This window comes from Campylobacter sp. (assembly GCF_019423325.1).
Classification (GTDB): Bacteria; Campylobacterota; Campylobacteria; order Campylobacterales; family Campylobacteraceae; genus Campylobacter_B.
In genome coordinates this window covers 80358-101672 of sequence record NZ_JAHZBQ010000004.1, presented here as the reverse complement: position 1 = coordinate 101672, position 21315 = coordinate 80358, and the positions used below count along the sequence as shown (strand labels likewise).

Here is a 21315-nt window from a genome sequence, read left to right as displayed (position 1 = left end):
CGGTGCGAAACAGAATTGTGATTATACAAGAGCGATGCTTAAAGGGGGCTGAATAATTGGTAGAAAAATGAGGAGTTCTTAAGCAAAGAAAAATTCACAAAAAAGGTAAAATTTTAAGGAAAAACGCCAAATGAAAAGCGAGGAAATTTAAAAGCAATTAAAGCCGGTATGCTTCTACATACAAAATTCTACTCTTAAAATTCCCTCGTAATTTAAAATTTCTAAAATTCTAATACGCCATCAGCTTCGCGCCGAATGCCCCGCGCACTAAGCTCTCGCTTTTATTTGCCAGCCTATCCATCATCTTTTCATACGCCGAAGGCTCCTGCCAGATCGGATCTGCTATGCCGCTAGCCTTTACGAGCGCGCTTTTAGCGTCCTCTAAAGAGCCCACCTCGTCGATAAGCCCGACGCCTTTGGCGCCGCTAGCTAAAAATACTCGCGCATTCGCCCACGTATCGCGCTTCCTAAGATCCAGCGAGCGCGCCTGCGCCACCTCGCGCGTAAATAGCTCATAGCTCTCATCCACCAGAGCTTGTAGGCTTGCGCGCTCCGCGTCGCTCCATTTTCGCATCATCGTTCCCGCTTCTTTGAGCTCGCCCGCTTTGACGATCTGTTCGGCAAAGCCTAATTTAGCTGCCGCTTCGCTCACATCTAAGCCCTGCATGATCACGCCAATGGAGCCGATGAAGCTGCCCGGATTTGCGTAAATTTTACTCGCCCACACGCCGCCTAGGTAGCTGCCGCTCGCCATCGTGCCCTTGGCGTAGGCGACGACCGGCTTGCGCGAGTTTAGAGACTTGATAGCCAGCGAAATTTCCACGCTCGGGCTTAGCGCACCGCCGGGACTGTCGATCAGCAGGAGCACTCCTTTGATCGCCTCGTCGTTTTTCAGGGTTTCGATCTTTTCTAAAATTTCGCTATCGTCCATTATCGCGCCGTTTAGCGAAAGTTGAGCGAGATTCGCGCCCTTTTGTTGCGCGCTTTCGCCGCCTGCAAAAATCAAAAACAAAATAAGCAGGAAAATCAGGGATTTAAAGTATTTGTTGATAAACCCAAGCACGGCGCCGATCGGCGCAAAGATGTTTTTTAGAAATTGCATTTCATTCCTTCGATAAAAAGTGATTTTGCGTTTTTGCTCTGTAAAATGAGCTGTAGCGCCAGCTGGCTTTGCTCGCACTCAATGCCTTCAAAAACGGCGATGTCGGCGAGTTTACCGGCTCTCAGCTCGCCTAAGCTTAATCCCAGTGCGGCTGCCGCATTTCTCGTAGCGCCTAAAATTAGCGCTCGCGCCAGTTCTGCCAAACCCAGCTCGTCGTGCATCATTAAATTTGCACGTAGCTCGTCTAAAAAGCTTAGGCTAAAATTTGAGCTAAGCCCGTCGGTAGCGATGTTGTAATTAAGCCCGCTTGCGAGCAACTTTTTAAAGCTCAGCCGCTTTTTGCTAAGCAGACGGTTGGAGCGCGCGCAGTGCGTGATCGAGTGAAGCTTCGGATCAAAGATGCTAAAATCATCCACCCAAACGCAATGCGTAAAAAGCGTGCGAAGCCCGCTAAAATGCGCCACGAAGCTCTGCGGCGAGTAAAAAGGCGCGGGCGCAGGATTAAATTTAGCAAGCCAGGCTTTAAATTTGCCGCGACCCGCGCGTAGCCACTGCCGCTCGTAAGCACTCTCCATAAAATGCGTGCTTATAGCAAGCCCGTTTTCGCGGGCAAGCTTCGTCGCAAACTCTGTAATCTGCGGGTGCGTCGAATACGGCGAGTGTACCGATACGGCAGGGATGAAAAGCGAGCTCGCAAACGCCTTTGAGTGCTCAAAACGCTGCTTAAATTTCAAAATATTCTCCGCCGCAGCGTCCTTGCTCGCGCCTAAAATTTCATTGAAAAACACGGTTCTAATGCCGCTTTTCGCGCAAGCTTCAGCCTCGCCGCCGAAGCTTGAAATTTCGCCGATCGTACCCACGCCGCTTCGCATCATCGCGGCGATCTGCTCCAAGATCAATCGTCCGCGCGCTGCGGCGTCCAGCTCCTGCCTTGAGGCGATGACGCTACCTAGCCACTCCAAAAAATCGCCGTAGCGCAGCGTGCCTTTGTTTGCGCTAAATTCCAAATGCACGTGCGGATTTATAAACGCAGGCATCGCTATGTCGCCGCTAAAGTCCAAAATTTCGACCTGCTGGTATTTGCGCGCCGCGCTTTCAAAAGCGCAGACCTCGATTATTTTCTCGTCAAAGACGATCGCGCCATCTTTTAAAATTTTAAAATTCTCATCGCAGACAAGAATCCACTTCGCCCTTAAAATTCTCATCGTTTTCCTTATCTAAAACAGCGCGTGATTTTAGCATAAAATTCTCTTCCGTGCTAAATTTAGAGATAAAATTTTAGCGACCGGGCTTGAGCGGGCAAATTTAGTGCCATAGTAAAAAATAAGCTCGCTTTGGTTATAATTTTCGCTTAAATTTCAAAACAAGGACGCAAAAATGAAAATTATGGTGATTCAAGGACCGAATATCAATATGCTCGGTATGCGCGAGCCCGCTATTTACGGGGTTATGAAGATGGAGGATATCCATAAGCAGATGAAGGCGGTCGCCGATCAGAGCGGCAACGAGATCGAGTTTTTTCAGAGCAATTTCGAAGGCGAGATCATCGATAAGATCCAAGAGTGCTTCGGCACCTGCGACGGCATCATCATCAATCCCGCCGCCTACACGCACACTTCGCTTGCCATCCGAGATGCGCTTGCCGCAGTCAGCCTACCTGTGATCGAGGTGCATATCTCAAACATCGCTCGCAGAGAGGAGCTTAGACAAAAAAGTCTAATAGCGCCCGTAACAGCGGGTCAGATCATCGGTTTCGGCCCCGTGGGATACCATCTGGCGATGATCGGAATGATTCAAATTTTTGAGCAGATCAAGGCAGCCAGAGCCGAGCAGAAAGCCGAGTAGGACTAGGTTAAATTTGAAAAATTTTATCCTAAAGGACGAAAACGCTGTTTACCACGAGTGCGGATACAGTTGCGACAACGCGATATTTTTAAGTCTCGCGGGGCGCAAATTTTTCCTTACCGATGCGCGTTATAGCATCGAGGCGCGCGAGCTTTGCAAAGACACCGAGGTGATCGAGGTCGAGCGAAATTTGATAAAAGACGCGCGGCTGTTTTTACGAAAGGCAGGCGTTGCTGAGCTTGGCTATAACCCGTACGATTTTAGCGCGGGCGAGTGGGAAGCGCTGAGCAAGGGCCTTGGGATAAAATTTAAGGCGCGGGCGAATTTTTCGCAAATTTCGCGCATAATAAAATCAGAGGATGAGATAAAAATTTTAAAACGCGCGGCGCAGCTTGGCGCTGAAAGATTTGACGAATTTGCCGCGTTCGTGCGCTCTAGCGGCGAAGGGATGAGCGAAGAGGAGCTGTTTTTTAACGCCGAGCTCATCTTTAAGAAAAAGGGCGAGCTCGCGCTTAGCTTTTCGCCTATCGTCGCGATCAACGAAAACGCCGCAAAGGCGCATGCTTTGCCGAGTAAAAAGCGGCTACGGCAGGGCGATTTGCTCCTGCTTGACGCGGGGGTTAAATTTAACCGCTACTGCTCCGATAGGACGCGTACGGCGTGCTTTGACGAAAATTTTAACTTCGGCAAAGAGCAAAATTTTAAAAACGCCAAGCGGCAAGAAATTTACGAGATAGTAAAAGAGGCGCAAGCTCTGGCGATCGCTGCGGTTATGCCCGGCAAAAAGGCGCGCGAGATCGACGCGGCGGCTAGGGATTTTATCGCCGCTCAGGGTCTAGGCGAAGCGTTTTTTCACAGCACGGGACACGGCGTCGGAGTCGATATCCACGAGCTTCCCTTTATCTCAAAGCGCGGAGATACCGTGCTAAAAGAGGGCATGGTCTTTAGCGTGGAGCCTGGAATTTATTTGCCCGGCGAGTTTGGCGTGCGCATTGAGGACGTCGTGGTCGTGCGCGAAAACGGGGCTGAAATTTTATGAGAGTAGCTCGGGTGAACATGCGACTTAAGAAAAATGGATTTTACGAGTGCGCGGACGCGCTATGCGTCGTAAAAAGCGCCGTTTTTCCGATAAGGCGTCGCGAGCGCGGAAATTTTAAAAATTTATACCTGCTCGGGCTCGGCGGGAATTTAGGGGATGTCAGGCGACGCTTCGAGCGATTTTATCGCACTTTACAAAGCGACACGCGCTTTTTTGTAGCGCAAAATTCCTTGATCTTAAAAAACAGGCCGTTCGGCTTTTTGCGGCAGGAAAATTTTTTAAACGCCGTGATGCTAGTGCAAAGCTCCCTAGCGCCGATTGCGCTGCTTAAGATTATGCAGCGCGCGGAGCTGAAATTTGGGCGCAAACGAAGCTTTAAAAACGCGCCGCGCACGCTGGACGTGGATATTTTATACGCAAGCGCAAAAGTAAGGTCCAGCAGCAGGCTGGCTCTGCCGCATCCGGGAGCAAACGAGCGCATAAGCGTGATTTTGCCGCTTGGAGAGATGAAATTTAAAAGAGGACTGATATGCAAACTAAAATCGTAAATTTTTTAAGCGCCAAGGGCGGAGTCGGCAAGAGCGTGATTGCAGCAAATTTCGCCGAAATTCTAAGCGAGCAGGGCTACCGCACGGCGATCATAGAAGCGCCGAATTTAAACAATCAAGAGATCATTTTAAACGCTTTGCAAAGAAAGAGGATTTCGCTACCAAGCGCTGTCGCAGTAAAAATTTCTCAAAATTTAACGCTCGTCTCGCCCGCGGTTGCTTCACAAAATTCTGTAAATAGCGCGAATTCTGCGGCGCAAAATTCTATCAAAAACGCAAGCTCTAGCGCGGACTATTGCGTCATGCAAAATTCTACGGATAGCACACAAAATCGGGGAGGCGATGAAAGTGGCGGCTCGTACAATTACGCGAAAAAACTCACGAGCTTTGATGGCAAAAACAACTCAGAAAATTTCGCCGCTTCAAATTCAATAGCAAACGCTGCAAAAAATTCTACGAATTGTGCAGCCAAAAAGCCGCAAAATTGCGAAGATGGATGGAATTTTACAGAATCAGAAAGCCTAGAGAATTTTAAAAGCGATGATTTCACCAAGCAAAATTCAATCCCTGACGAGAATTCTCAAAATTCCGCAAGTAAAGATGAAATGAAAAATTCCGCCCGTTCATCAAATCCCGAAGAAGCCGGAAATTTCGCAAACGCAAAGGCTCACGAAAGCCCCGCTCGCTTCGCAAGCGAGCTAAAAGAGGCGGGAATCTTCGATTTTATTTTGATCGATGCGGGGCTTGAGTATCTTGGAGATTTTTTGAGCATCGGCGACGAAAATATCGTGCTGTGCGCGAACGAACCCTGCTCGATCAACAACACCTACGCGCTTTTAAAGACGCTTGGAGCGAGCAAAAAAGAGGTTTTGTTTTTGCTAAATTTCACCGCGAGCGAGGATGATGCCGTGATGATTTACGAAAATCTAAAGTCGGTCGCGCACCGCAATATAAGCGAACTGGGCTTTAAATTGCTAGGCTTTGTGCCGTTTTGCAAACAAGTAGCCGTCTGCTCACAAAATCGCGCGCTTTTTAACTCACACTATCCGTTTTCGCCCGCTACCATCGCGCTTAGACAGAGTGTCTCGCGATTTTTAAGCAAGCAGGGCTGCGGGCCGATCGATATGAGTGCTTACCGCGGCGTCGGCGGATTCTTACGAAAACTTAGCAACCTAGTATGATTTACGATAAGATTTTAAATCACGTAAATTCTACTATTTTAAACGGAATTTTAAAAATTTAATGCTATTCTTAAAACTAAAATTTTAAATAATATACATAAAAGATAGATTAATCATGCAATTAAAAGAAATTTTAAAAGACATCAAAATCGCCCGCGACAATCTCAAAAACGTGGGCAAAAGCGCCACAATCTTCGGTTCGGCACGTTTTAGCGAAGATAATCGCTACGTAAAAGACGCGCAAAAGCTCTGCGAAGGGCTCGCCGATTTAGGATATTCGATCATCACCGGAGGTGGTGGCGGCATTATGCAAGGCGCCAACCGAGGCGCATTTGCGAGGGCAAGGACGCACAGCGTGGGCTTTAACATCATGCTGCCGTTTGAGCAAAAAAGCAACGGCTTTTTGACGCAGGGCGCGAAATTTTCAGCATTTGCACCACGCAAAGGCGCTCTCATCGAAAACAGCGAAATTTTCGTCATCTTTCCGGGCGGCTTTGGGACGCTGGATGAGTTTTTTGAAATTTTAGTGCTGGTGCAGACGGGCTTTAAACGCGCACGGATCTATCTTTACGACGAGGAATTCTACGCACCGCTAATGGAGTTTTTCCGCACTTCGCTGCTAAAATCGGGCGCGATAAACGAAAGCGATCTGCAAAATTTCAAACTCTGCGACAGCGTGGATGAAATTTTGACGGATGTGCGACGTAAGGAGAACGAATGAAAATTTTAGTCGCGATGAGCGGCGGCGTGGATAGCTCGATGTGCGCGAAGCTGCTGCAGGACGCGGGCCACGAGGTGCAGGGCTGCTATATGAAGTTGCACGCAAAGCCCGGCTATCACGAGGCAAACATCGCCAAAGTCCGCAAGGTTGGCGAGTTTTTGGGTATAAAAATCCACATTTTGGATCTGCAGGAGGATTTTAATCGCGACGTTTACGAGCCCTTCGTGCAGGCCTATATCGGCGGTCTTACGCCGAATCCGTGCGCGCTGTGTAACCGCCGCATAAAGCTCGGCAAGCTCTTGGAATTTGCGCGCGAGCAGGGCTTTGAGCGCCTAGCTACGGGGCATTACGTCCGTATCGAGGACGGGCTTTTAAAAGCCGCTGTAGATCTTAGCAAAGATCAGAGCTATTTTTTAGCAAACATCGATCCTGCCGCGCTTGAGTTTATGCTCTTTCCGCTTGGAGGGATGTATAAAAAGGACGTCAAAGAGGCCGCGCGCGCATATGCGGAGCTTTCGCAGATCGCTTCTGCGAGCGAAAGCAGCGAGATCTGCTTTGTGGACACCACCTACATCGACGTTTTGAACCGTCATACGGGCACCAAAATGCCCGGCATCGTGCGCGACCGTGCGGGCAACGCTATCGGTACTCACGAGGGCTATATGCACTACACGATCGGCAAGCGCCGCGGTTTTACGGTGCACGGCGCGCATGAGCCGCACTTCGTGCTAAGCATCGACCCACACAAAAACGAGATCGTCGTGGGCGGCAAGGACGAGCTGGCGACCTACGAGTTCGACACCGAAAATTTCAACGCCTTTTTAAGCAGGGATGAAATTTTAAATATGCCTGGTCTCGGCGTTAAGATCCGCTACCGCAGCGCCAAGCTCCCCGTTAAAATTTCGCCGCGTGAGGACGGCGGCGTACATGCCGTGCTGTCCATGCCCGCAGCGGGCATCGCTCCGGCTCAGCTCGCGGTTTTTTACGACGAGCGCGACCGCGTAGTGGCAAGCGGATTTATAAAATAGCGCTTTATTTTGCTTCACTTAAAGCTCGCGAGTTTGCAAAACGGCGCGCTATACAGAGAAGGTGGCGCCGCAAAATATAAATTTATGCGGCACTATCGCGCTGCGACATAAAAAACCAAATGTCGCGCAAAACGTGAAAGGCGCACACGCAAACGACGCGATGCGTGCAAATATGCCGTGATAGATTTACTATAACACAGCACAAACGAAATATGCAAAAAATTTTAAAAATAACGCCGCGCAAATAGAACTCGCGGATAAAATTTCAAGCGATGTGATTTAAACGATAGGTGCCGCATCTGCGATATAAAACAACATACTTGCGAGCGCGAAGCGGTGAATGTGCTCAATAAACGGCGACGAGCGTCCGACTAGAGGCAAAGGCGCTTGCAACGCAAAATTCTTTCGCCTAGCTCGGTTAAATCTCTCATAGAACTAAAATTTTGCCATGCGAAGCCCAGTAAAGAAACCAACCTTTAGAAAGTTGAATCGCTCATAGAACTAAATTTTGCAGCAAGATTTTAGAGCCTTGCTCGATCATAAGCCCAAATCGTTCATAAAATTATTTCCACCATGCGCGTGACGTGTCGCCGCCACAGAGCTGCAGTTTAAGTCATCATAGATTAAATTTCTGTGCACCAAATTCGATGACCTGTCGCTTAGCGCACATTATCCGCGCGGTTCGAGCCCGCATTTCAAAGCGCTTAGAATTTAGAATTTGTCGCCTGGCCGTGCCGAAATTATCGTGCGCACGCCCCCGTTCCGCACATCGCGCGCCACTTGCTTAGATACATAAAATTTAATGCCGCGCCCACACTCTATTTCTAGTACGGCCTCACCACAATATGCAAATCTCATAGCTACGCGCACCAATTTAAACTCTGCTCGTCGCGATGTATAAAATTATCGTCCGAGCTGCACCGAGCTTATCACATACAAAATATTCCGCGAGCTGCCTCGGTGCGGTGAAATAAATTTTGTACGACCGCCCTAAAGCGATTTGCGATGAAATTTTAAACTTACGCCAAAGTTTGTGCCGTAGCTTTAAATTTCATAAAGTTTATGCCGAATAAAGGCAAATTTTAAAGCTTAGCGACGCACTCTACATCCAAATCGCAGCTAAAATCAAAAACCGAAGCGACCCGATCTGCACGAAATCGTCGTCTGCACCCAAATCGCGGCTAAAATTCCACCCGCGTCTTTACCTCAAAAAGCAGCTCGCCGTCCACCGCCTCAAGCCCGCCGCTCTTTATCATCTCGCGAATTTTACTCGTGCCAAAGCTGCTTTTTTGAAGCAAAATTTCAACCAAGTCTAGATCCCTGATCTCATAAATGCACCGATCTATCAGCTGCGAAGAGCCCAGATCGTCGAAGTAGAAAAATCGCCCGCCGTTTGAATAGACCCAGCCGTATAGCCCGCCGTGCACGCCGCCGACCCTGCGCCACTCGTGCGGCAGCTCGAGCGCGAAAAGTCCACTTTTGCGAGCGACCAGCCTGCGAGTGCTGCGACCGCCGCCCCAAACATCCGCGCGCTCTAAAAAATATATCCGCTCGCCGCTTTGAAATACGCTGCCGCTAAGCGCGCGAACCTCGCCTGCGAAGGGGTTGCCTCCCGCGCGCTTTTGCTTTCCGTCGTTCTCGTCGAAATAGTAGATGCCGCCAGGGGAGGCAAAAAGTAGATGGTTTGAGTGCGCAAGCTGCCTATTTAGCGGAGCATAGGGCGCGGTGGCTGGGTCAAATTTTAAATCGTTCGCAAAAACATCGCCGCTTTTCGCATCCCACAAAAAATAGCTCAACCGCTGCTTAAAAAGATCGTAATGCCCGCCGTTATCGCGCGCGTCAAGGCGCAGGTTTTTAAAATACACGCTCGCGCCGTCCGCGGCGTAAACGTCGCTAGCACGCCCATCGCTTCCCTCTATCTGGCGCAGGCTCGCGGCATCGGCGTCCGGCAAAACCTCTCCCTTATAAAACGCGCGAGAGCCTTCTGTAGCGTAATATACGCCCGCGATTTGGCGCAGATCCGTGGCGTCCATGCGTTTAAATTTATAGAGGTAGCTTTGCGGTTTGGGCGCATCCCAAAAAATATGCGCCAAGGTTTCATAAGTGAGCTTAAACGCCCCCAGCGCGTCGTTGGGCACCGCCTCGCCGTCGCAAAAATAACTGATCCGTCCGTCGCTTACGTATCCGAACGCTACAGCTTTCGTGCGCGCGGGCTCTAGCTCGCTCATCGCGATATTTCCGCAATATACGGCGTTTTTATCCGCCGCAACGTTGGAGCGGTAGCCGGAGCCGAAATCCAAAACCCGAAAGCTCGCCGCATCCGCGCTCGGTATCGCAAAATAGCCCGCGCCCACCACGAGGGCGTAAATTTCATCTCCTTTTTTATAAAAATCGCTGTATTTGATCTGCTCATCGTCCCGCGGCGAGTAGTCGTCGCTGGAATTTATAACAGCCGCCAGAATAAGCACGCTAAAAGCCGCGAATACAAATATCGCGCCAAGCACGATCTTGCGCCAAAGCGGCATGCCCCGAGGCGCGTCTCGCGCCGACTTACGATCTGCTTCTACCTTGCGCGCCCTAGCTTTGCGCTTCTTTTGCGCGCGCTCATCCTTTGGCTCTTGCGTAAAATCTTCATACATCTTTTGCCTCAAATTTAATCTCGCCGCAGATTGCGCGGCACTTGAAATTGTACAAAAGCGCGGCTAAATTTATGAAATTTAACGCTACGGACAAATTCTAATTCAACTCTTTGCGACGCTAATTTATTTTACGAATGCCACAAAATCTCTGGCAAATTTTAATTCAAAGCGCTTCGTAACCGCACGGAATCGGCGCCGTAACGCTTGCAAACACAAAATCCTCATCGCCCGTATTTTTCATACCGTGGCACTCTCCGCTTTTGGAAATGATTAGATCGCCCGCACAGATCGGTACCTCCTCGCCCTTGCTCGGATAAAACACGCCGCGTCCGCTTAAGCAAATCCACACGTCATCGCCGTCTGGGTGGATATGAGGCGCTACGACCTGGCCGCGTTTGACGATCCAAACCGCGCCGCAAGTGGCCTCCGTAGTAAAAAATGTCGTTTTTACGGCTCGCTCGTCGCTACAAATAGCATCTTTTATATGAAAAATTCTTTGCATTTTCGCTCCTTTAAGTTCACCGCATCCGGTGCTGTTTCGGCGGAATTTTAGCATTCTTTTCGTGCAGCGAAAGTGAAATTTCAAGCGTCAAACTCACAACGAAACCTTAAATAAAAATTTTAAATTCTCGTTTTGTTATGCGATTTTTATGAAGAATTGAAGATCGCATCTGAAAGTAATAATGTGCATAAGCAGGGTATTTGCGGATAGAATTTCGGCTTTAATTTAAGACGAAATTTTAAAAATTCTTATAAATTTAAAGCCGGTCTACGAGATAAATTTATTAAATTTGATATGAGCTTTGCTTACGCGCTTTTGCCACCCAGCTTAAAGCCAAATCGTAGCTTTTATCAAGAGCCTCACATGGCGCAGACTTTACGGCAAGCTCCAAGTCGGTTTATAAAACTAAATCGGCTTATAAATAGACGCTACTACCTCTGGCTTGTTTTAGCAGATACGCATTTTTGCGTCTCGAATTTTTGTATATTTTACGATAATATTTTATGGCGCGTTATACACTAATCGCGGAACAAGCGGGCGTTCAAAGAGATAGCGTTAGAATTTTGCGCTATCTCTTAAATTTCAAAACTATTTTATCTTGCTTGGATCCAGCGCGATCTCGTCGTTTTTGATCACGCCGATTCCCTTATTTAGCACATTTTGCGCGATCTGTTTAGCTTCTGCTAGCGAGTGCATCGCGAAGGTGCCGCACTGAAATTTATTCAGCTCGGGGATCTCTGCTTGAGAGCCCACGCCCAAAATGTCCTTCATACTCGCGTTCCACGCCGCCGCAACGGCGCTCTCGCTAGGCGCGCCGATCACGCTCATATAAAAGCCCGTGCGGCACCCCATCGGCGAGATGTCGATGATCTCGATGTCCGCGCTATTTAGGTGCTCGCGCATGAAGCCCGCGAAAAGATGCTCCAGCGTGTGGGTGCCGCGCTCGCTCATAATCTCTAAATTCGGGCGGCAAAACCGCAGATCATAGACGCTGATCTTATCGCCGCTTTTGGTGCGCATACTCTTTGCGAGCCGCACGCCAGGGGCATTCATGCGGGTATGATCGACCTTAAAACTATCTAACAATGGCATATTTTCTCCTTAAATTTAGATTGTGGCGATTTTAACATAAAATTCCGCACTTTTAGGCGCACAGACGAAATTTTGGCTACAATTACGTTTATTTTAAGGAGAATTAATGCCCTACATAAACGTCAAAATCACCAAAGAACGTGGCGGCTTAAGTCGCGAACAAAAAGCAAGGCTCGTCAAGAACCTCACCGACGCCCTCGTAGCCGTGCTAGGCAGGGGCGAGAAAACCACGGTCGTGACGATAGATGAAATATCCACTGACGACTACGCGATCGGCGGACGACTAGTAAGCGAAATCAGAAAGCGGCAGAGCTAAGCTCGCGCGTCAGATTAAGTTTGAAAAGTTAAATTTTAGAATTTTAAAATTTTCAAGCGAAATTCTACGCGGCAGGTTCCACTTCTAAGGGAATAAAATTTGCGATAATCCCCGCTTGCAAGATGAAATTTTACGCTAAATTCCATGCTGTAAAATTCAAAAAAACCAACCGAGCGGAAATTTTAAAGCGGGTCTAATAGTGAAATTCTTTGAAAAATCGACAAGATAGAATTTATGCAAATTTCAAAATCTTACTAGATAAAATTTAATCCTCGCAAAGTTTAAAATTTCGTAAAAATAAATAGACGATTTCTTAGCGAACTAGCGTTCCCAAATTATTTTTTTACCGAAAGTTAGAGTATTATCGGTCATTTTCATCCAATCAATTCTGATCGTAAAAAAATCGGTCTCCATCGCGCGCGCAAACGGGAAGCGCTTAAGATATAGCGAGGTTTCGCGCTCATCCGCGCTACGGATATGGCCGCAAATCTGCACGCCTTTGATCCTGCCTACAAATTTCGTATCCAGCGCGACCGTAGCCGCAACTCCGCGGTTGGCAAAGACTGCTTTGATATGCTCGGAGTCGCTCGCGCTTGCGATGATGAGCTCCTTATTTTGCGGATCGTAGGCGTAAAATGCACTGCAGCAATATGGCAGATTATTGCGCAAAACTCCGAGAGACAGGAGCTTCATCCTGCCTAAAAACTCGTCGAATTTATCCTGAGCGGCACACATTTTAAGCCTCCTTTTTGCTAAATTATACAATGATTTTCTTTTATTAGCTATAATCGTGAGCCAAAATTAGGAGAATTTTTATGGAAAATTATAAAAAAGTAAAAGAGATGTTTTTGATGCAGCAAGCCCTAAACGACGAAACAAATGGCGTGGGCTGGGAGGACGGCTATACAAAAAACGGCAAACTTATCAACTGGAAGCGCTGCATTTACATGGAATGCGCAGAGCTCATCGATAGCTTTGCGTGGAAGCATTGGAAAAATATCTCTGCAGCGCCGGATGTGAATAATATCGTCATCGAGGTCGCTGATATTTGGCACTTCGTAATGAGCTATATTTTAGAGCAATATTACGGCAGCAAAGACATCGATCACATCGTAAGCGATGTCACGGCAGTAAGCGGATTTGCGGAGTTTAGCTCCTACGCCTACGACGTGCGCGAATACAGCATCTACGAGATCGTAAACGACATCGAGCTCATAATCCACGAAACGAGCGGCTTTGAGCTGCAAATCGGCGAGCTACTGACCGATTTTTTTCGCGTGGCGATTAAATGCGGAGTGAGCTTAGACATACTTTTTGCCAAATATATCGGTAAAAACGTGCTAAATAAATTCCGCCAAAATAACGGCTACAAAGAGGGCAGCTACCGCAAAATCTGGGGAGACCTTGAAGATAACGAGGTGCTAATCGAGGTGCTATCAAAAGGCGCAGTAAGCGCAAACGAAATTTACGAGCAATTGCAAAAGATCTACGACGCGACAAAGTGAAATCGTGGGTTTGCGCGCGAAATTTACCTTTGAAATTTTGAAATTTCATCTATAAAATTTCAGCATGCGAATTTTAAAAAAGAGATTTGATTTGAAATTCTGCAGTTTTGTGCCTGAAATTTACGCAATGCCAGCTTATTTATAAGAGGCAAAATTCCGCGTAGCAAGCAAATAAATATTCGCAGCAGGCAAAAACATAGCTAGATCTGGCCTCTTTTTACACACTATAAATGAGCAAATTAAACGCGGGGATGGCGAGCGATCAAAGCATAAATTTCGTATTATAAAGCGGGATGAGCCGGCTAAAGCAAGCGAATGAGCCAAGTGGGCGGATCAATGAGGCGCGGTGCGGCAGCCAAACTACTCAGCTCAAATTCCGTCGCAAAAGTCGCTAAAATAACGCAAATAGGAGCATACATGGGTAGAATTTTTAATTTGGCAAAGCAGGATTTTTTTACGCGCAAGTTCATTCTGCTCTCACTATTGCCGCTTATGTGCTCGCTTATAATCTTGGGCACGCTCGCATTTTTCGGTGGCAAAGAGCTTTTTGACGCACTTTCGCAGGGCGCGCAAAGCGGCGATTTTAGCTTCTTGGACGAGCAGCGCTTCCCAATAATTGCAAAAATTCTAAGCTTTGCTGCTACAAAGTGGATTATCGGCGCGATTTTTTCGGTGTTTGCCAGCTTTGCGGTACTGATGCTTAGCGTGTTTTGTGCGCTTATCATAGCAGGATTTCTGACGCCCGCAGTCACTAAAGAGATCAACGCCCGCCACTACCGCCTAATCCGCGCGGATGAAGCGAGCACGGCGCGAGTGCTAAAGCTGATGAGTCTTGAAATTTTAAAATTTTTAGCGATCTTATTTATCTGTTCGGTGCTTTTGTTTGTGCCGGTAATAAATTTATTTATCATAAACGTGCCGTTTTTTTATATCTATTACAAGCTGATTCTAATCGACGTTGCTTCAAACGCGTTAAGCGCGAAAAGCTTCGAGCGCTCTTATAAAATGGGTGGAGGATATAAATTTGCCCTAAGCGCTTTTATTTTTTACCTGCTGTGTTTGATCCCACTGGTAGGATTATTTTTCCAGCTATTTTTCATCATCTTTTTGACGCACATAGTGCTGATAGACGAAAGCGCCCGCAATAAAAATCGCTAAAGATTAACTAAAATCAATGAAAAATTTTGAAATTTTCATAAAATAGTGCAAAATTTTTTAAGAAAGGATTTCTATGAAATCAGGTGATATTTACATTTGCAATATTTGTTCGCTAAAAAGTAGCGACGATGAAAATGCGGTCTTTATCAAGGCGCATAAAAACGGCGAGACGGTGCATATCTGCACATCCTGCATGCCTAGCGTCATCCACGGCTCAGGCATGGTCGTAAAAAGCAACTCTGAGATCGAAGAAGAGCTTCAAGACGCTGCAAACTAGCTGCTAGCACCACTTGCTGCGGTGCGTTTTAATTTGCTTATTAATCTGCGCGCCGCAAAATTCTAAAATTATAAAATTCTAAAATTTTGTCTGCGAGGTTTTCTACCAAAATACTGTACAGCAAAATTCCGCGCTTAAAATTATAAAATTTTACGCAATAAATTCTGCACACTAAGCCTATCCTACATAAGAATTTTCGCGTTATAAGCTTGACGCTAAAATTCCTTGAGCTAAAACTAAAATCTGAGAAATTTTAAAATCCATGCAGCCGCTTAATCTCTGCGCTGATCGGCTTTTTTTGACCCAATTTGGTCACGCTTACGTAGGTTGCGATCGCGCTGGTTACGTGCAGACACTCGCGAAATCCATCCTCGCCCAGCCGTAGCGCTGCGACCTCGATCTGCACGCGGATAGAGGTATTTCCCACGCTTAGGACTTTTGCGTAGCAGCTGATGACATCTCCGATAAATACGGGCTGCTTGAAAGTTACCTCCTGCATCGAGATAGTTACCACTCGCTCGGGCGCTATCTCGCGCGCCGCCGTCGCGCCCGCTAAATCGATCTGCGCTAGTATCCAGCCGCCGAAAATATTGCCCGAGCTATTCGTATCCTTAGGCAGCGCTACGACCTTTATGCGCGGCTCGCCGAAATCGTCTAAGTTTAAATCGCTCATTTTTACTCCTTAAATTTAAAAATCTCGCATTTTAACCGCGCAAATTTAACACTTTTTCGATACAATCGGCAAAAATCTATGCCGAAATTTTAAAATTTTAAGCGGATGCGAGGATGGAATTTTGCTCTCGAAGCAGACACATTCCGCTCGTAAAAAGACGATAAAACGGCAAAAAGGATACGCGATGAACGATTTTGTAAAACTTAGCGAGATGGCAGCCGCCGCCAAAGCGCGACTAAACGCCCTCTACGACGAGCCGCACGCCGAGCTGATCGCGCGCGGGCTAGAAATTTGCGGCTTTGAGTCTGGCGATACTGCGCGCATCGCCGTGTTGCGACGCATAGTCGATCTCAAAGAGGATCCGCTGCTGCAAGAATTCCGCCGTTTAGGCTACGATGAGGCGCGACAGCACGAGCTAAAGAGCAAAATGTATGATTTCACGCGCGAAATACACGAGGGCATGCACGAAGCGCTCATAGCCGAGGCAGGCGCGCAAGGGATTTTGCAGCCGTTTTATCTGGAGCTTTTAAAGGGCGTGCACCGCATCGGGCTCGTGTTAAGCGATATGCAAAAAAGCTGGCAAGCCCTAATCATCGAAGGTACGAACAAGCGCTTGCAGAAGGAATTTAGCTCGCTTGCGCAAGCGAAGGAATTTTTACTGCAAGAGGAGCTGTTTATGCGCACGCCCCACGGCGAAATTTGCGAGCGCTGCTACGGCGCAGTAGTGCAGCGCGAGGGTAAATCCCAAATGGTGCCCTACGCCGTGGCCTTTGCGGATGAGACGGCGAAGCTGCAGAGCGAATTTAGCGATCTTTTGGAGCGCCTGGTGACGCTTGCAGAGGATGAGAGCGAGCTAGCTTACGTCGCGTATCTAGGCAAGCTCAAACAGGCCTTTTGCGAAAAGGACGCTAGCGCGGTGATCGGCGCGTGGCGGGATGCGGAGATCGCGTGGATGGATATAAAAACGCCGCTTCAGATCGGTCATCCGCTTGAGTACTATGAGGATGCCTACACGCACGCAGTTGCGCTAGAATGGGACGTCAGGCTTGCAGGCGCGTATGAGTTTAGCGCGGAGGAATTTAAAGCGCGCGTAAGCGAGAGTTTTGAGCGTGCGTATGAAAAAATCGGCGCGAACAACGCCGTCATGCACTCGCTCGTGCTTTCAAACATCGCCAAAACTCAGCTTTACGTCTGCGCGCCGCTGATCTACTACGGAGCCGATCTGAACGGGCTCTTTTCGGCGCAGGTCGTACCCAACGACGAGTTCGTAAGCACCAACTGCGGCAAGAAAATTTTCGCCTTCGTAAATTTCGTCTATGAAAGCGCCAAGGCTAGACCTTTTATGCGGTTAAGCAGCGAAATTTTCGACCTCCACTATCTAAATTTCGGGCGCGAAATTTTATTTAAAAAGCCGCAAATTTGGCGCCGCGTCTATGAAATATCGACGATCGGACACGAGTTCGGGCATATATTTTTCATCGACGCGGACACCGAGGCGCGCATGAACCGCTCGGGGCTTTTTAAGCTCATCGAGGAGTACAAGGCGACCACCGACGGGCTCGTGAGCTTCTTTTTCCACGAAGAGGAGGAGTTTTGCCTGCCGGTGCTGGATGAGCTGATCCGCCGCGCCGTGGGGCTCATCGCGTGGCAACGGGTGGAGGAGCTCAAACCCTACTACTGCGAGGCTCTGATACATATGAGCTTGCTTTTCGCATCGGGCGTTTTGAAATTTGAGCGCGGGCGGCTGTCGGTTAAATTTGACCGCGCAGGCTATGAGAGCTTCAAAGCCGCGTGCCTGCAAAACTACGAGGAGCTAGCGCGGCTTTATTGCGACAAAAAGGACGCGGCGGAATTTTTATCGCGCTTTGCGGAGCTTAGTGGCGGCGTGTATCTGCCGCGCGAGGCGCAGGTGCGGGAGTTTGTGGAGTTTTACTACTCGCGCTACGAAGCGATCGGCAACGAAACGGATTCTAGTAATGAACGAGCAAAGTGGCTTTAAAATTTCAGCTCCGAACCGCGCCTTGAAACATAAGAAGCTAGTAAAATTTTGCCGTTAAATTTTCTTAAAATTCTGCTTTAAAATTTTATCGGAGCTTTAGAATACGACGTTAAAATAAAGCGTAGAAATTTAACTCAAATTTATGTGATGAAAGCCGTAATTTAAATTTAACGCGGACGCAGTCCGTATCAGTAGCGTCGCGCGGGTGGGGGCAAAATTTTAAAAAGTCGTGGGGCGCCCCGCTAACTCCGAGCGCTGCCCTCTTACGAATATCGCGCATAATGCACCCAGACGCTAAGTTATATCTATGAAATTTTATAGAAACTTATAAAATAAAATTTTATCGCCAAATTCACAGCCAGTGAAATTTATACCGTGATCTCTGTTATTCTTGGGGCGGGAAGGGGGCTTGAAGTGCGAGGTTGCACCTCTAGCAGAGGTGGCGCTGCCCCGCAGCACCGCATTGCTCTGCTCGCCCACAAACCCCACCCATCCCCCGACGATGCCAGAGGTGCGGACTGTGTCCGAGCATTTTTATTTAACGGCTCGCGCTACATACTTTGATTTTAAAATTCCTCGCCGCAAAATTCTAAATTTAGTAGTAGAATTCCGCATTGGGGAATTATAAAATTCTACTCACAGACTATGCGCGGAGTTCTTTCGGGATTTTAGAATTCCGCGGAATTTTAAGGGGAAAGCATGGGATATTTTAAAAATTTACTCTCTGATTTAAGGAGCGGCAGGGTCGCGCTGCACCCGGTTTTGCTCGCGGCGACGTTTTGCATAGTGAAGTTTTCGTGGCCTAGGCTAATAGGTAAGTACGGAGAGACGCTCGGCAGTTTCATATTTATGGACTTTATTCAATGCGCCTGCTTCGTAGGGTTAGGCGCGCATTTTGTCTATGTCGCGGGGCGGGGCGGCAAAAACAGCCAAAGTAGTAGCTGCGAAAACAGCGGCTACGAAGGCGCGATACGACCCCGCGGGCTACGCTTTCTAGCAGCGCTGCGCACTATCTTATGCGCTCTGTGCATCATCGCGTGCGTGGCGGGATATCTTAGCGCGGATATAGACCATCAAAAATTAGGCGTTCTAAATTGGTTTTTCCTGACCGCGCTAGCAAGCGCTTTAATCTATTTGATTGCGATCTGGATTGTTACGACCGGCTCCGAAGTACTAATTTGGGGCGTTATCTTCGTGATAAGCTATGTGGCTGCTTACTATGCAGTTTGGATAGGTTTTGGGATTGGGCATAGGTATACTACCTATTTTGATTTTCCGTTTATTTTCTGGAAAGGGCTGGAGATAATATTTCCGCTAATTTGGGCGTTTTATTTCAAGCGCACCTACAAAAAGCGCCTAGCAGAGGAGATACACGAGGCGTAATGGCGAGCTGAACGCAGAAATTAGCCAAAATTTTGCCGCCAACCGCAGCTTAAAATTAGCGCGAGCGTAGCTCTCCCTTTGAGCGTGCCAGGGGTTGGGGGATTTTAAGGGGGAAGGGGAGCGCCTCGCAAAACGAGCGTAGCGACGCAAGGCTTAAGCCTGGCGGCGTTTCTTGCGAGCGCAGCGAAGCAGAGTAAGTAGCACCCCTTCCCCCTTAAGAGAAAACGCTGCCACGCCCCAAATTCTAGAGGCAAATTCTACATAGAGAAATTTTAAATTTATTACAAAATGAAATTCCGTTTAAATTTTAGCCCGCGATATGTTTCTCTTGGGGCGGGAAGGAGGCTTGAATTGCGAGGTCACACCTCTCGCAGAGGGTGGCGCTGCCCCGCAGCACCACATTGCTCTGCTCGCCCACAAACCCCACCCAACCCCCGACGACGCTAGCGATGCGGACTGCGCCCGAGCATTTTTATTTAACGGCTTACGTTACATACTTTGATTTCAAAATTCCTCGCCGCAAAATTCTAAATTTAGTAGTAGAATTCCGCATTAGAATAATTATAAAATTCTACTCACAGACTATGCGCGGAGTTCTTTCGGGATTTTAGAATTCCGCGGAATTTTAAGGGGAAAGCATGGGATATTTTAAAAATTTACTCTCTGATTTAAGGAGCGGCAGGCTCGCGCTGCATCCGATTTTACTCGCGGCAATGTTTTGTGTAGTAAGAATATCAGGGCTTTATCTGGTAAGTGAGAAGCTTCAAGACTACCATGATTTAGATATATTGGAATGGTTTTCTATTTGTCTACTTTACGATTTTACGCAATGTGTTTGCTTTGTGGCGACAGGCGCACATTTTGCTTTTGCTGCAGGGTACTCAAACAAAAATAATCAAAACACAAACGATGACAACGCCAGCAATCAAGCTCTCGGGTTACAACGCCTAGCAATATTGCGCGCTACTTTATACTCATTTATTTTTATTGCGTGTGTGGTAGGCTATCTTACCGCGGATATAAACTACCAAAAATTAAATGTCTTGAATTATTTTCTACCCGCCATGCTAACAAGTGCTCTTATATATTTAATCGCAATCCAAAACTTCATGCCAGTGGCATGGTTTGATATCAATACGGCAAACTATGCAGAAATATTTTCGGTACTCTTGCGCTGGGCTAGCGTGGTGTTAGCGATAGGTTTAGCGCTAATATGGCCGCCAGCTTTGTCATCTTATTTTAGATACGCCTATAAAAAGCGCCTAGCAGAGGAGATGTGCGAGGCGTAACGGCGAGCTGAACGCAAAATTTTAGCCAAAATTTTACGCCGCCAGCCGCAGTTTAAAATTAGCGCGAGCGTAGCTCGCCCCTTGAGCGTGCCAGAGGTTGGGGGATTTTAAGGGGGAAGGGGAGCACTCTCGCAAAACGAGCGTAGCGACGCAAGGCTTAGCCTGGCGGCGTTTCTTGCGAGCGCAGCGAAGCAGAGCTAGTAGCGCCCCTTCCCCCTTAAGAGAAAACGCTGCCACGCCCCAAATTCTAGAGGCAAATTCTACATAGAGAAATTTTAAATTTATTACAAAATGAAATTCCGTTTAAATTTTAGCCCGCGATATGTTTTTCTTGGGGCGGGAAGGGGCCCCCAATTGCGAGGTCACACCTCTCGCAGAGGGTGGCGCTGCTCCGCAGCACCGCATTGCTCTGCTCGCCCCAAAACCCCACCCATCCCCCGACGACGCTAGCGGTGCAGGCTACGCCTGAGTTAAATTTCAACGTCCATATCCACGGGCTCGATCTGCAAACCGCGCAGATCTGCGAGATGCTGCACCGCTGCGTTCGTTTCGGCGTTTTTTGGAAGCACGATATGAAAGCCGCGATCAAACGCCAAGAAAAAATTCTCCCCGCCCGCAGCGATTCGATTTAGTGAGCGCGCGGCAAATTTCTCGCTTGCGCGCGGCTCGCCCTTCGAAAATGAAATTTCATCCTCGCCCGCGATAAATTCCATCTCTATGTTCGAGTTTTGCGCGAGCTTGACGGAAGCCAGATGCTTTCTTAGCATGCTGCGGTAAAATTTCGGATAAAAAATAAGCCACGCCGCACCCAAAATAACCGACGATATACTCGCAATCGGCGCCGTTTTTAAAAGCCCGTCGATGATGATGCCAACGAGCAAAAACTCAAATGGTATGGCATAGGTGCTGACTAGGCGCTGCTTGCGCGCCTTTTTGCTGTAAAGCAGCATAAATTTATTGAGATTATCGACGTCGCGATTTGTGATTTGCACTTTCATATTTTTCCTTTAATTTTTGC

The 21315-nt window shown here is 47.9% G+C and carries 21 protein-coding genes; 13 read left to right on the top strand and 8 right to left on the bottom strand.

Translation table 11 applies throughout. The annotated features are described in order from the left end of the window. Positions 1 to 229: 229 nt before the first annotated feature. The gene (gene sppA, locus QZ367_RS10135; RefSeq protein ID WP_291940308.1) at positions 230 to 1102 is read right to left on the bottom strand and encodes a signal peptide peptidase SppA; all 873 of its coding nucleotides are present in this window, start codon (positions 1100 to 1102) and stop codon (positions 230 to 232) included. After that, entirely contained in the window at positions 1090 to 2307 is a 1218-nt protein-coding gene (locus QZ367_RS10130) for a metal-dependent hydrolase (RefSeq protein WP_291940306.1), read from the bottom strand. The genes sppA and QZ367_RS10130 overlap by 13 nt, the downstream gene beginning before the upstream one ends. A gap of 172 nt (positions 2308 to 2479) precedes the next feature. Here QZ367_RS10130 and aroQ point away from each other — a divergent pair, with 172 nt between their 5' ends. From aroQ to mnmA, 6 genes are all read left to right on the top strand, one after another. Beyond that, positions 2480 to 2947: a type II 3-dehydroquinate dehydratase gene (gene aroQ, locus QZ367_RS10125; protein WP_291940304.1), complete on the top strand. Its 468-nt coding sequence runs from the start codon at positions 2480 to 2482 to the stop codon at positions 2945 to 2947. 13 nt (positions 2948 to 2960) lie between these two features. Further along, positions 2961 to 3986 carry a M24 family metallopeptidase gene (locus QZ367_RS10120; RefSeq protein WP_291940302.1) on the top strand — a complete coding sequence of 342 codons (1026 nt, stop codon included), beginning with the start codon at positions 2961 to 2963 and terminating at the stop codon, positions 3984 to 3986. A 17-nt stretch (positions 3987 to 4003) separates the two neighbouring features. Then, positions 4004 to 4534: a 2-amino-4-hydroxy-6-hydroxymethyldihydropteridine diphosphokinase gene (gene folK / locus QZ367_RS10115; RefSeq protein WP_291940301.1), complete on the top strand. Its 531-nt coding sequence runs from the start codon at positions 4004 to 4006 to the stop codon at positions 4532 to 4534. Then, positions 4516 to 5715 (top strand): P-loop NTPase, encoded by a 1200-nt coding sequence (locus QZ367_RS10110; RefSeq protein ID WP_291940299.1) that lies wholly within the window; start codon positions 4516 to 4518, stop codon positions 5713 to 5715. The genes folK and QZ367_RS10110 overlap by 19 nt, the downstream gene beginning before the upstream one ends. A 115-nt stretch (positions 5716 to 5830) precedes the next feature. Then, a complete protein-coding gene (locus QZ367_RS10105; RefSeq protein WP_291940297.1) occupies positions 5831 to 6436 on the top strand; it encodes a TIGR00730 family Rossman fold protein in 606 nt (201 codons plus the stop codon). Continuing rightward, entirely contained in the window at positions 6433 to 7464 is a 1032-nt protein-coding gene (mnmA, locus tag QZ367_RS10100; protein WP_291940295.1) for a tRNA 2-thiouridine(34) synthase MnmA, read from the top strand. Before QZ367_RS10105 ends, mnmA begins: the two co-directional genes overlap by 4 nt. 1181 nt (positions 7465 to 8645) lie before the next feature. Here mnmA and QZ367_RS10095 read toward each other — a convergent pair. From QZ367_RS10095 to luxS, 3 genes are all read right to left on the bottom strand, one after another. After that, a complete protein-coding gene (locus tag QZ367_RS10095; protein WP_291940293.1) occupies positions 8646 to 10103 on the bottom strand; it encodes a DKNYY domain-containing protein in 1458 nt (485 codons plus the stop codon). Between the two features lie 163 nt (positions 10104 to 10266). Next, positions 10267 to 10605 carry a cupin domain-containing protein gene (locus QZ367_RS10090; protein ID WP_291940291.1) on the bottom strand — a complete coding sequence of 113 codons (339 nt, stop codon included), beginning with the start codon at positions 10603 to 10605 and terminating at the stop codon, positions 10267 to 10269. 588 nt (positions 10606 to 11193) lie between these two features. Further along, positions 11194 to 11697, bottom strand: a complete 504-nt coding sequence (gene luxS, locus QZ367_RS10085; RefSeq protein ID WP_291940289.1) for an S-ribosylhomocysteine lyase — start codon at positions 11695 to 11697, stop codon at positions 11194 to 11196. A 106-nt stretch (positions 11698 to 11803) separates the two neighbouring features. Here luxS and QZ367_RS10080 point away from each other — a divergent pair, with 106 nt between their 5' ends. Then, entirely contained in the window at positions 11804 to 12013 is a 210-nt protein-coding gene (locus tag QZ367_RS10080; RefSeq protein WP_050346352.1) for a 4-oxalocrotonate tautomerase family protein, read from the top strand. 321 nt (positions 12014 to 12334) lie between these two features. Here the strand turns inward: QZ367_RS10080 and QZ367_RS10075 are convergent, their stop codons facing one another. Beyond that, a complete protein-coding gene (locus QZ367_RS10075) occupies positions 12335 to 12748 on the bottom strand; it encodes a hypothetical protein (protein ID WP_291940285.1) in 414 nt (137 codons plus the stop codon). Positions 12749 to 12828: 80 nt separating this feature from the next. On the opposite strand from QZ367_RS10075, the gene QZ367_RS10070 reads away from it, so the two are divergent. The 3 genes from QZ367_RS10070 (at position 12829) to QZ367_RS10060 (ending at position 14953) form a co-directional block, all read left to right on the top strand. Beyond that, on the top strand, positions 12829 to 13518 hold the full coding sequence (locus tag QZ367_RS10070) for a dUTP diphosphatase (protein ID WP_291940283.1): 690 nt from the start codon (positions 12829 to 12831) through the stop codon (positions 13516 to 13518). Positions 13519 to 13935: 417 nt separating this feature from the next. Next, positions 13936 to 14676: an EI24 domain-containing protein gene (locus QZ367_RS10065; protein ID WP_291940312.1), complete on the top strand. Its 741-nt coding sequence runs from the start codon at positions 13936 to 13938 to the stop codon at positions 14674 to 14676. Positions 14677 to 14749: 73 nt separating this feature from the next. Beyond that, entirely contained in the window at positions 14750 to 14953 is a 204-nt protein-coding gene (locus QZ367_RS10060) for a hypothetical protein (protein WP_005869903.1), read from the top strand. 253 nt (positions 14954 to 15206) lie between these two features. Here the strand turns inward: QZ367_RS10060 and QZ367_RS10055 are convergent, their stop codons facing one another. Continuing rightward, entirely contained in the window at positions 15207 to 15626 is a 420-nt protein-coding gene (locus QZ367_RS10055; RefSeq protein WP_291940280.1) for an acyl-CoA thioesterase, read from the bottom strand. Positions 15627 to 15810: 184 nt separating this feature from the next. On the opposite strand from QZ367_RS10055, the gene ciaB reads away from it, so the two are divergent. The 3 genes from ciaB (at position 15811) to QZ367_RS10040 (ending at position 20297) form a co-directional block, all read left to right on the top strand. Next, positions 15811 to 17625: an invasion protein CiaB gene (ciaB, locus tag QZ367_RS10050; protein ID WP_291940278.1), complete on the top strand. Its 1815-nt coding sequence runs from the start codon at positions 15811 to 15813 to the stop codon at positions 17623 to 17625. A 699-nt stretch (positions 17626 to 18324) separates the two neighbouring features. Next, positions 18325 to 19008: a hypothetical protein gene (locus QZ367_RS10045; RefSeq protein WP_291940276.1), complete on the top strand. Its 684-nt coding sequence runs from the start codon at positions 18325 to 18327 to the stop codon at positions 19006 to 19008. A gap of 638 nt (positions 19009 to 19646) precedes the next feature. Beyond that, positions 19647 to 20297, top strand: coding sequence for a hypothetical protein (locus QZ367_RS10040; RefSeq protein WP_291940274.1), 651 nt, complete (start codon positions 19647 to 19649; stop codon positions 20295 to 20297). Positions 20298 to 20767: 470 nt separating this feature from the next. On the opposite strand, the gene QZ367_RS10035 is transcribed toward QZ367_RS10040, so the two are convergent. After that, complete coding sequence (locus tag QZ367_RS10035; protein ID WP_291940272.1) at positions 20768 to 21295, bottom strand: hypothetical protein; 528 nt, start codon at positions 21293 to 21295, stop codon at positions 20768 to 20770. Between the last annotated feature and the right edge of the window lie 20 nt (positions 21296 to 21315).

Coding starts and splice junctions, on each gene's coding strand:
- sppA (WP_291940308.1), bottom strand. CDS start 1,102: ATGCAATTTCTAAAAAACATCTTTGCGCCGATCGGCGCCGTGCTTGGG.
- QZ367_RS10130 (WP_291940306.1), bottom strand. CDS start 2,307: ATGAGAATTTTAAGGGCGAAGTGGATTCTTGTCTGCGATGAGAATTTT.
- aroQ (WP_291940304.1), top strand. CDS start 2,480: ATGAAAATTATGGTGATTCAAGGACCGAATATCAATATGCTCGGTATG.
- folK (WP_291940301.1), top strand. CDS start 4,004: ATGCGACTTAAGAAAAATGGATTTTACGAGTGCGCGGACGCGCTATGC.
- QZ367_RS10110 (WP_291940299.1), top strand. CDS start 4,516: ATGCAAACTAAAATCGTAAATTTTTTAAGCGCCAAGGGCGGAGTCGGC.
- QZ367_RS10105 (WP_291940297.1), top strand. CDS start 5,831: ATGCAATTAAAAGAAATTTTAAAAGACATCAAAATCGCCCGCGACAAT.
- mnmA (WP_291940295.1), top strand. CDS start 6,433: ATGAAAATTTTAGTCGCGATGAGCGGCGGCGTGGATAGCTCGATGTGC.
- QZ367_RS10095 (WP_291940293.1), bottom strand. CDS start 10,103: ATGTATGAAGATTTTACGCAAGAGCCAAAGGATGAGCGCGCGCAAAAG.
- QZ367_RS10090 (WP_291940291.1), bottom strand. CDS start 10,605: ATGCAAAGAATTTTTCATATAAAAGATGCTATTTGTAGCGACGAGCGA.
- luxS (WP_291940289.1), bottom strand. CDS start 11,697: ATGCCATTGTTAGATAGTTTTAAGGTCGATCATACCCGCATGAATGCC.
- QZ367_RS10080 (WP_050346352.1), top strand. CDS start 11,804: ATGCCCTACATAAACGTCAAAATCACCAAAGAACGTGGCGGCTTAAGT.
- QZ367_RS10075 (WP_291940285.1), bottom strand. CDS start 12,748: ATGTGTGCCGCTCAGGATAAATTCGACGAGTTTTTAGGCAGGATGAAG.
- QZ367_RS10070 (WP_291940283.1), top strand. CDS start 12,829: ATGGAAAATTATAAAAAAGTAAAAGAGATGTTTTTGATGCAGCAAGCC.
- QZ367_RS10065 (WP_291940312.1), top strand. CDS start 13,936: ATGGGTAGAATTTTTAATTTGGCAAAGCAGGATTTTTTTACGCGCAAG.
- QZ367_RS10060 (WP_005869903.1), top strand. CDS start 14,750: ATGAAATCAGGTGATATTTACATTTGCAATATTTGTTCGCTAAAAAGT.
- QZ367_RS10055 (WP_291940280.1), bottom strand. CDS start 15,626: ATGAGCGATTTAAACTTAGACGATTTCGGCGAGCCGCGCATAAAGGTC.
- ciaB (WP_291940278.1), top strand. CDS start 15,811: ATGAACGATTTTGTAAAACTTAGCGAGATGGCAGCCGCCGCCAAAGCG.
- QZ367_RS10045 (WP_291940276.1), top strand. CDS start 18,325: ATGGGATATTTTAAAAATTTACTCTCTGATTTAAGGAGCGGCAGGGTC.
- QZ367_RS10040 (WP_291940274.1), top strand. CDS start 19,647: ATGGGATATTTTAAAAATTTACTCTCTGATTTAAGGAGCGGCAGGCTC.
- QZ367_RS10035 (WP_291940272.1), bottom strand. CDS start 21,295: ATGAAAGTGCAAATCACAAATCGCGACGTCGATAATCTCAATAAATTT.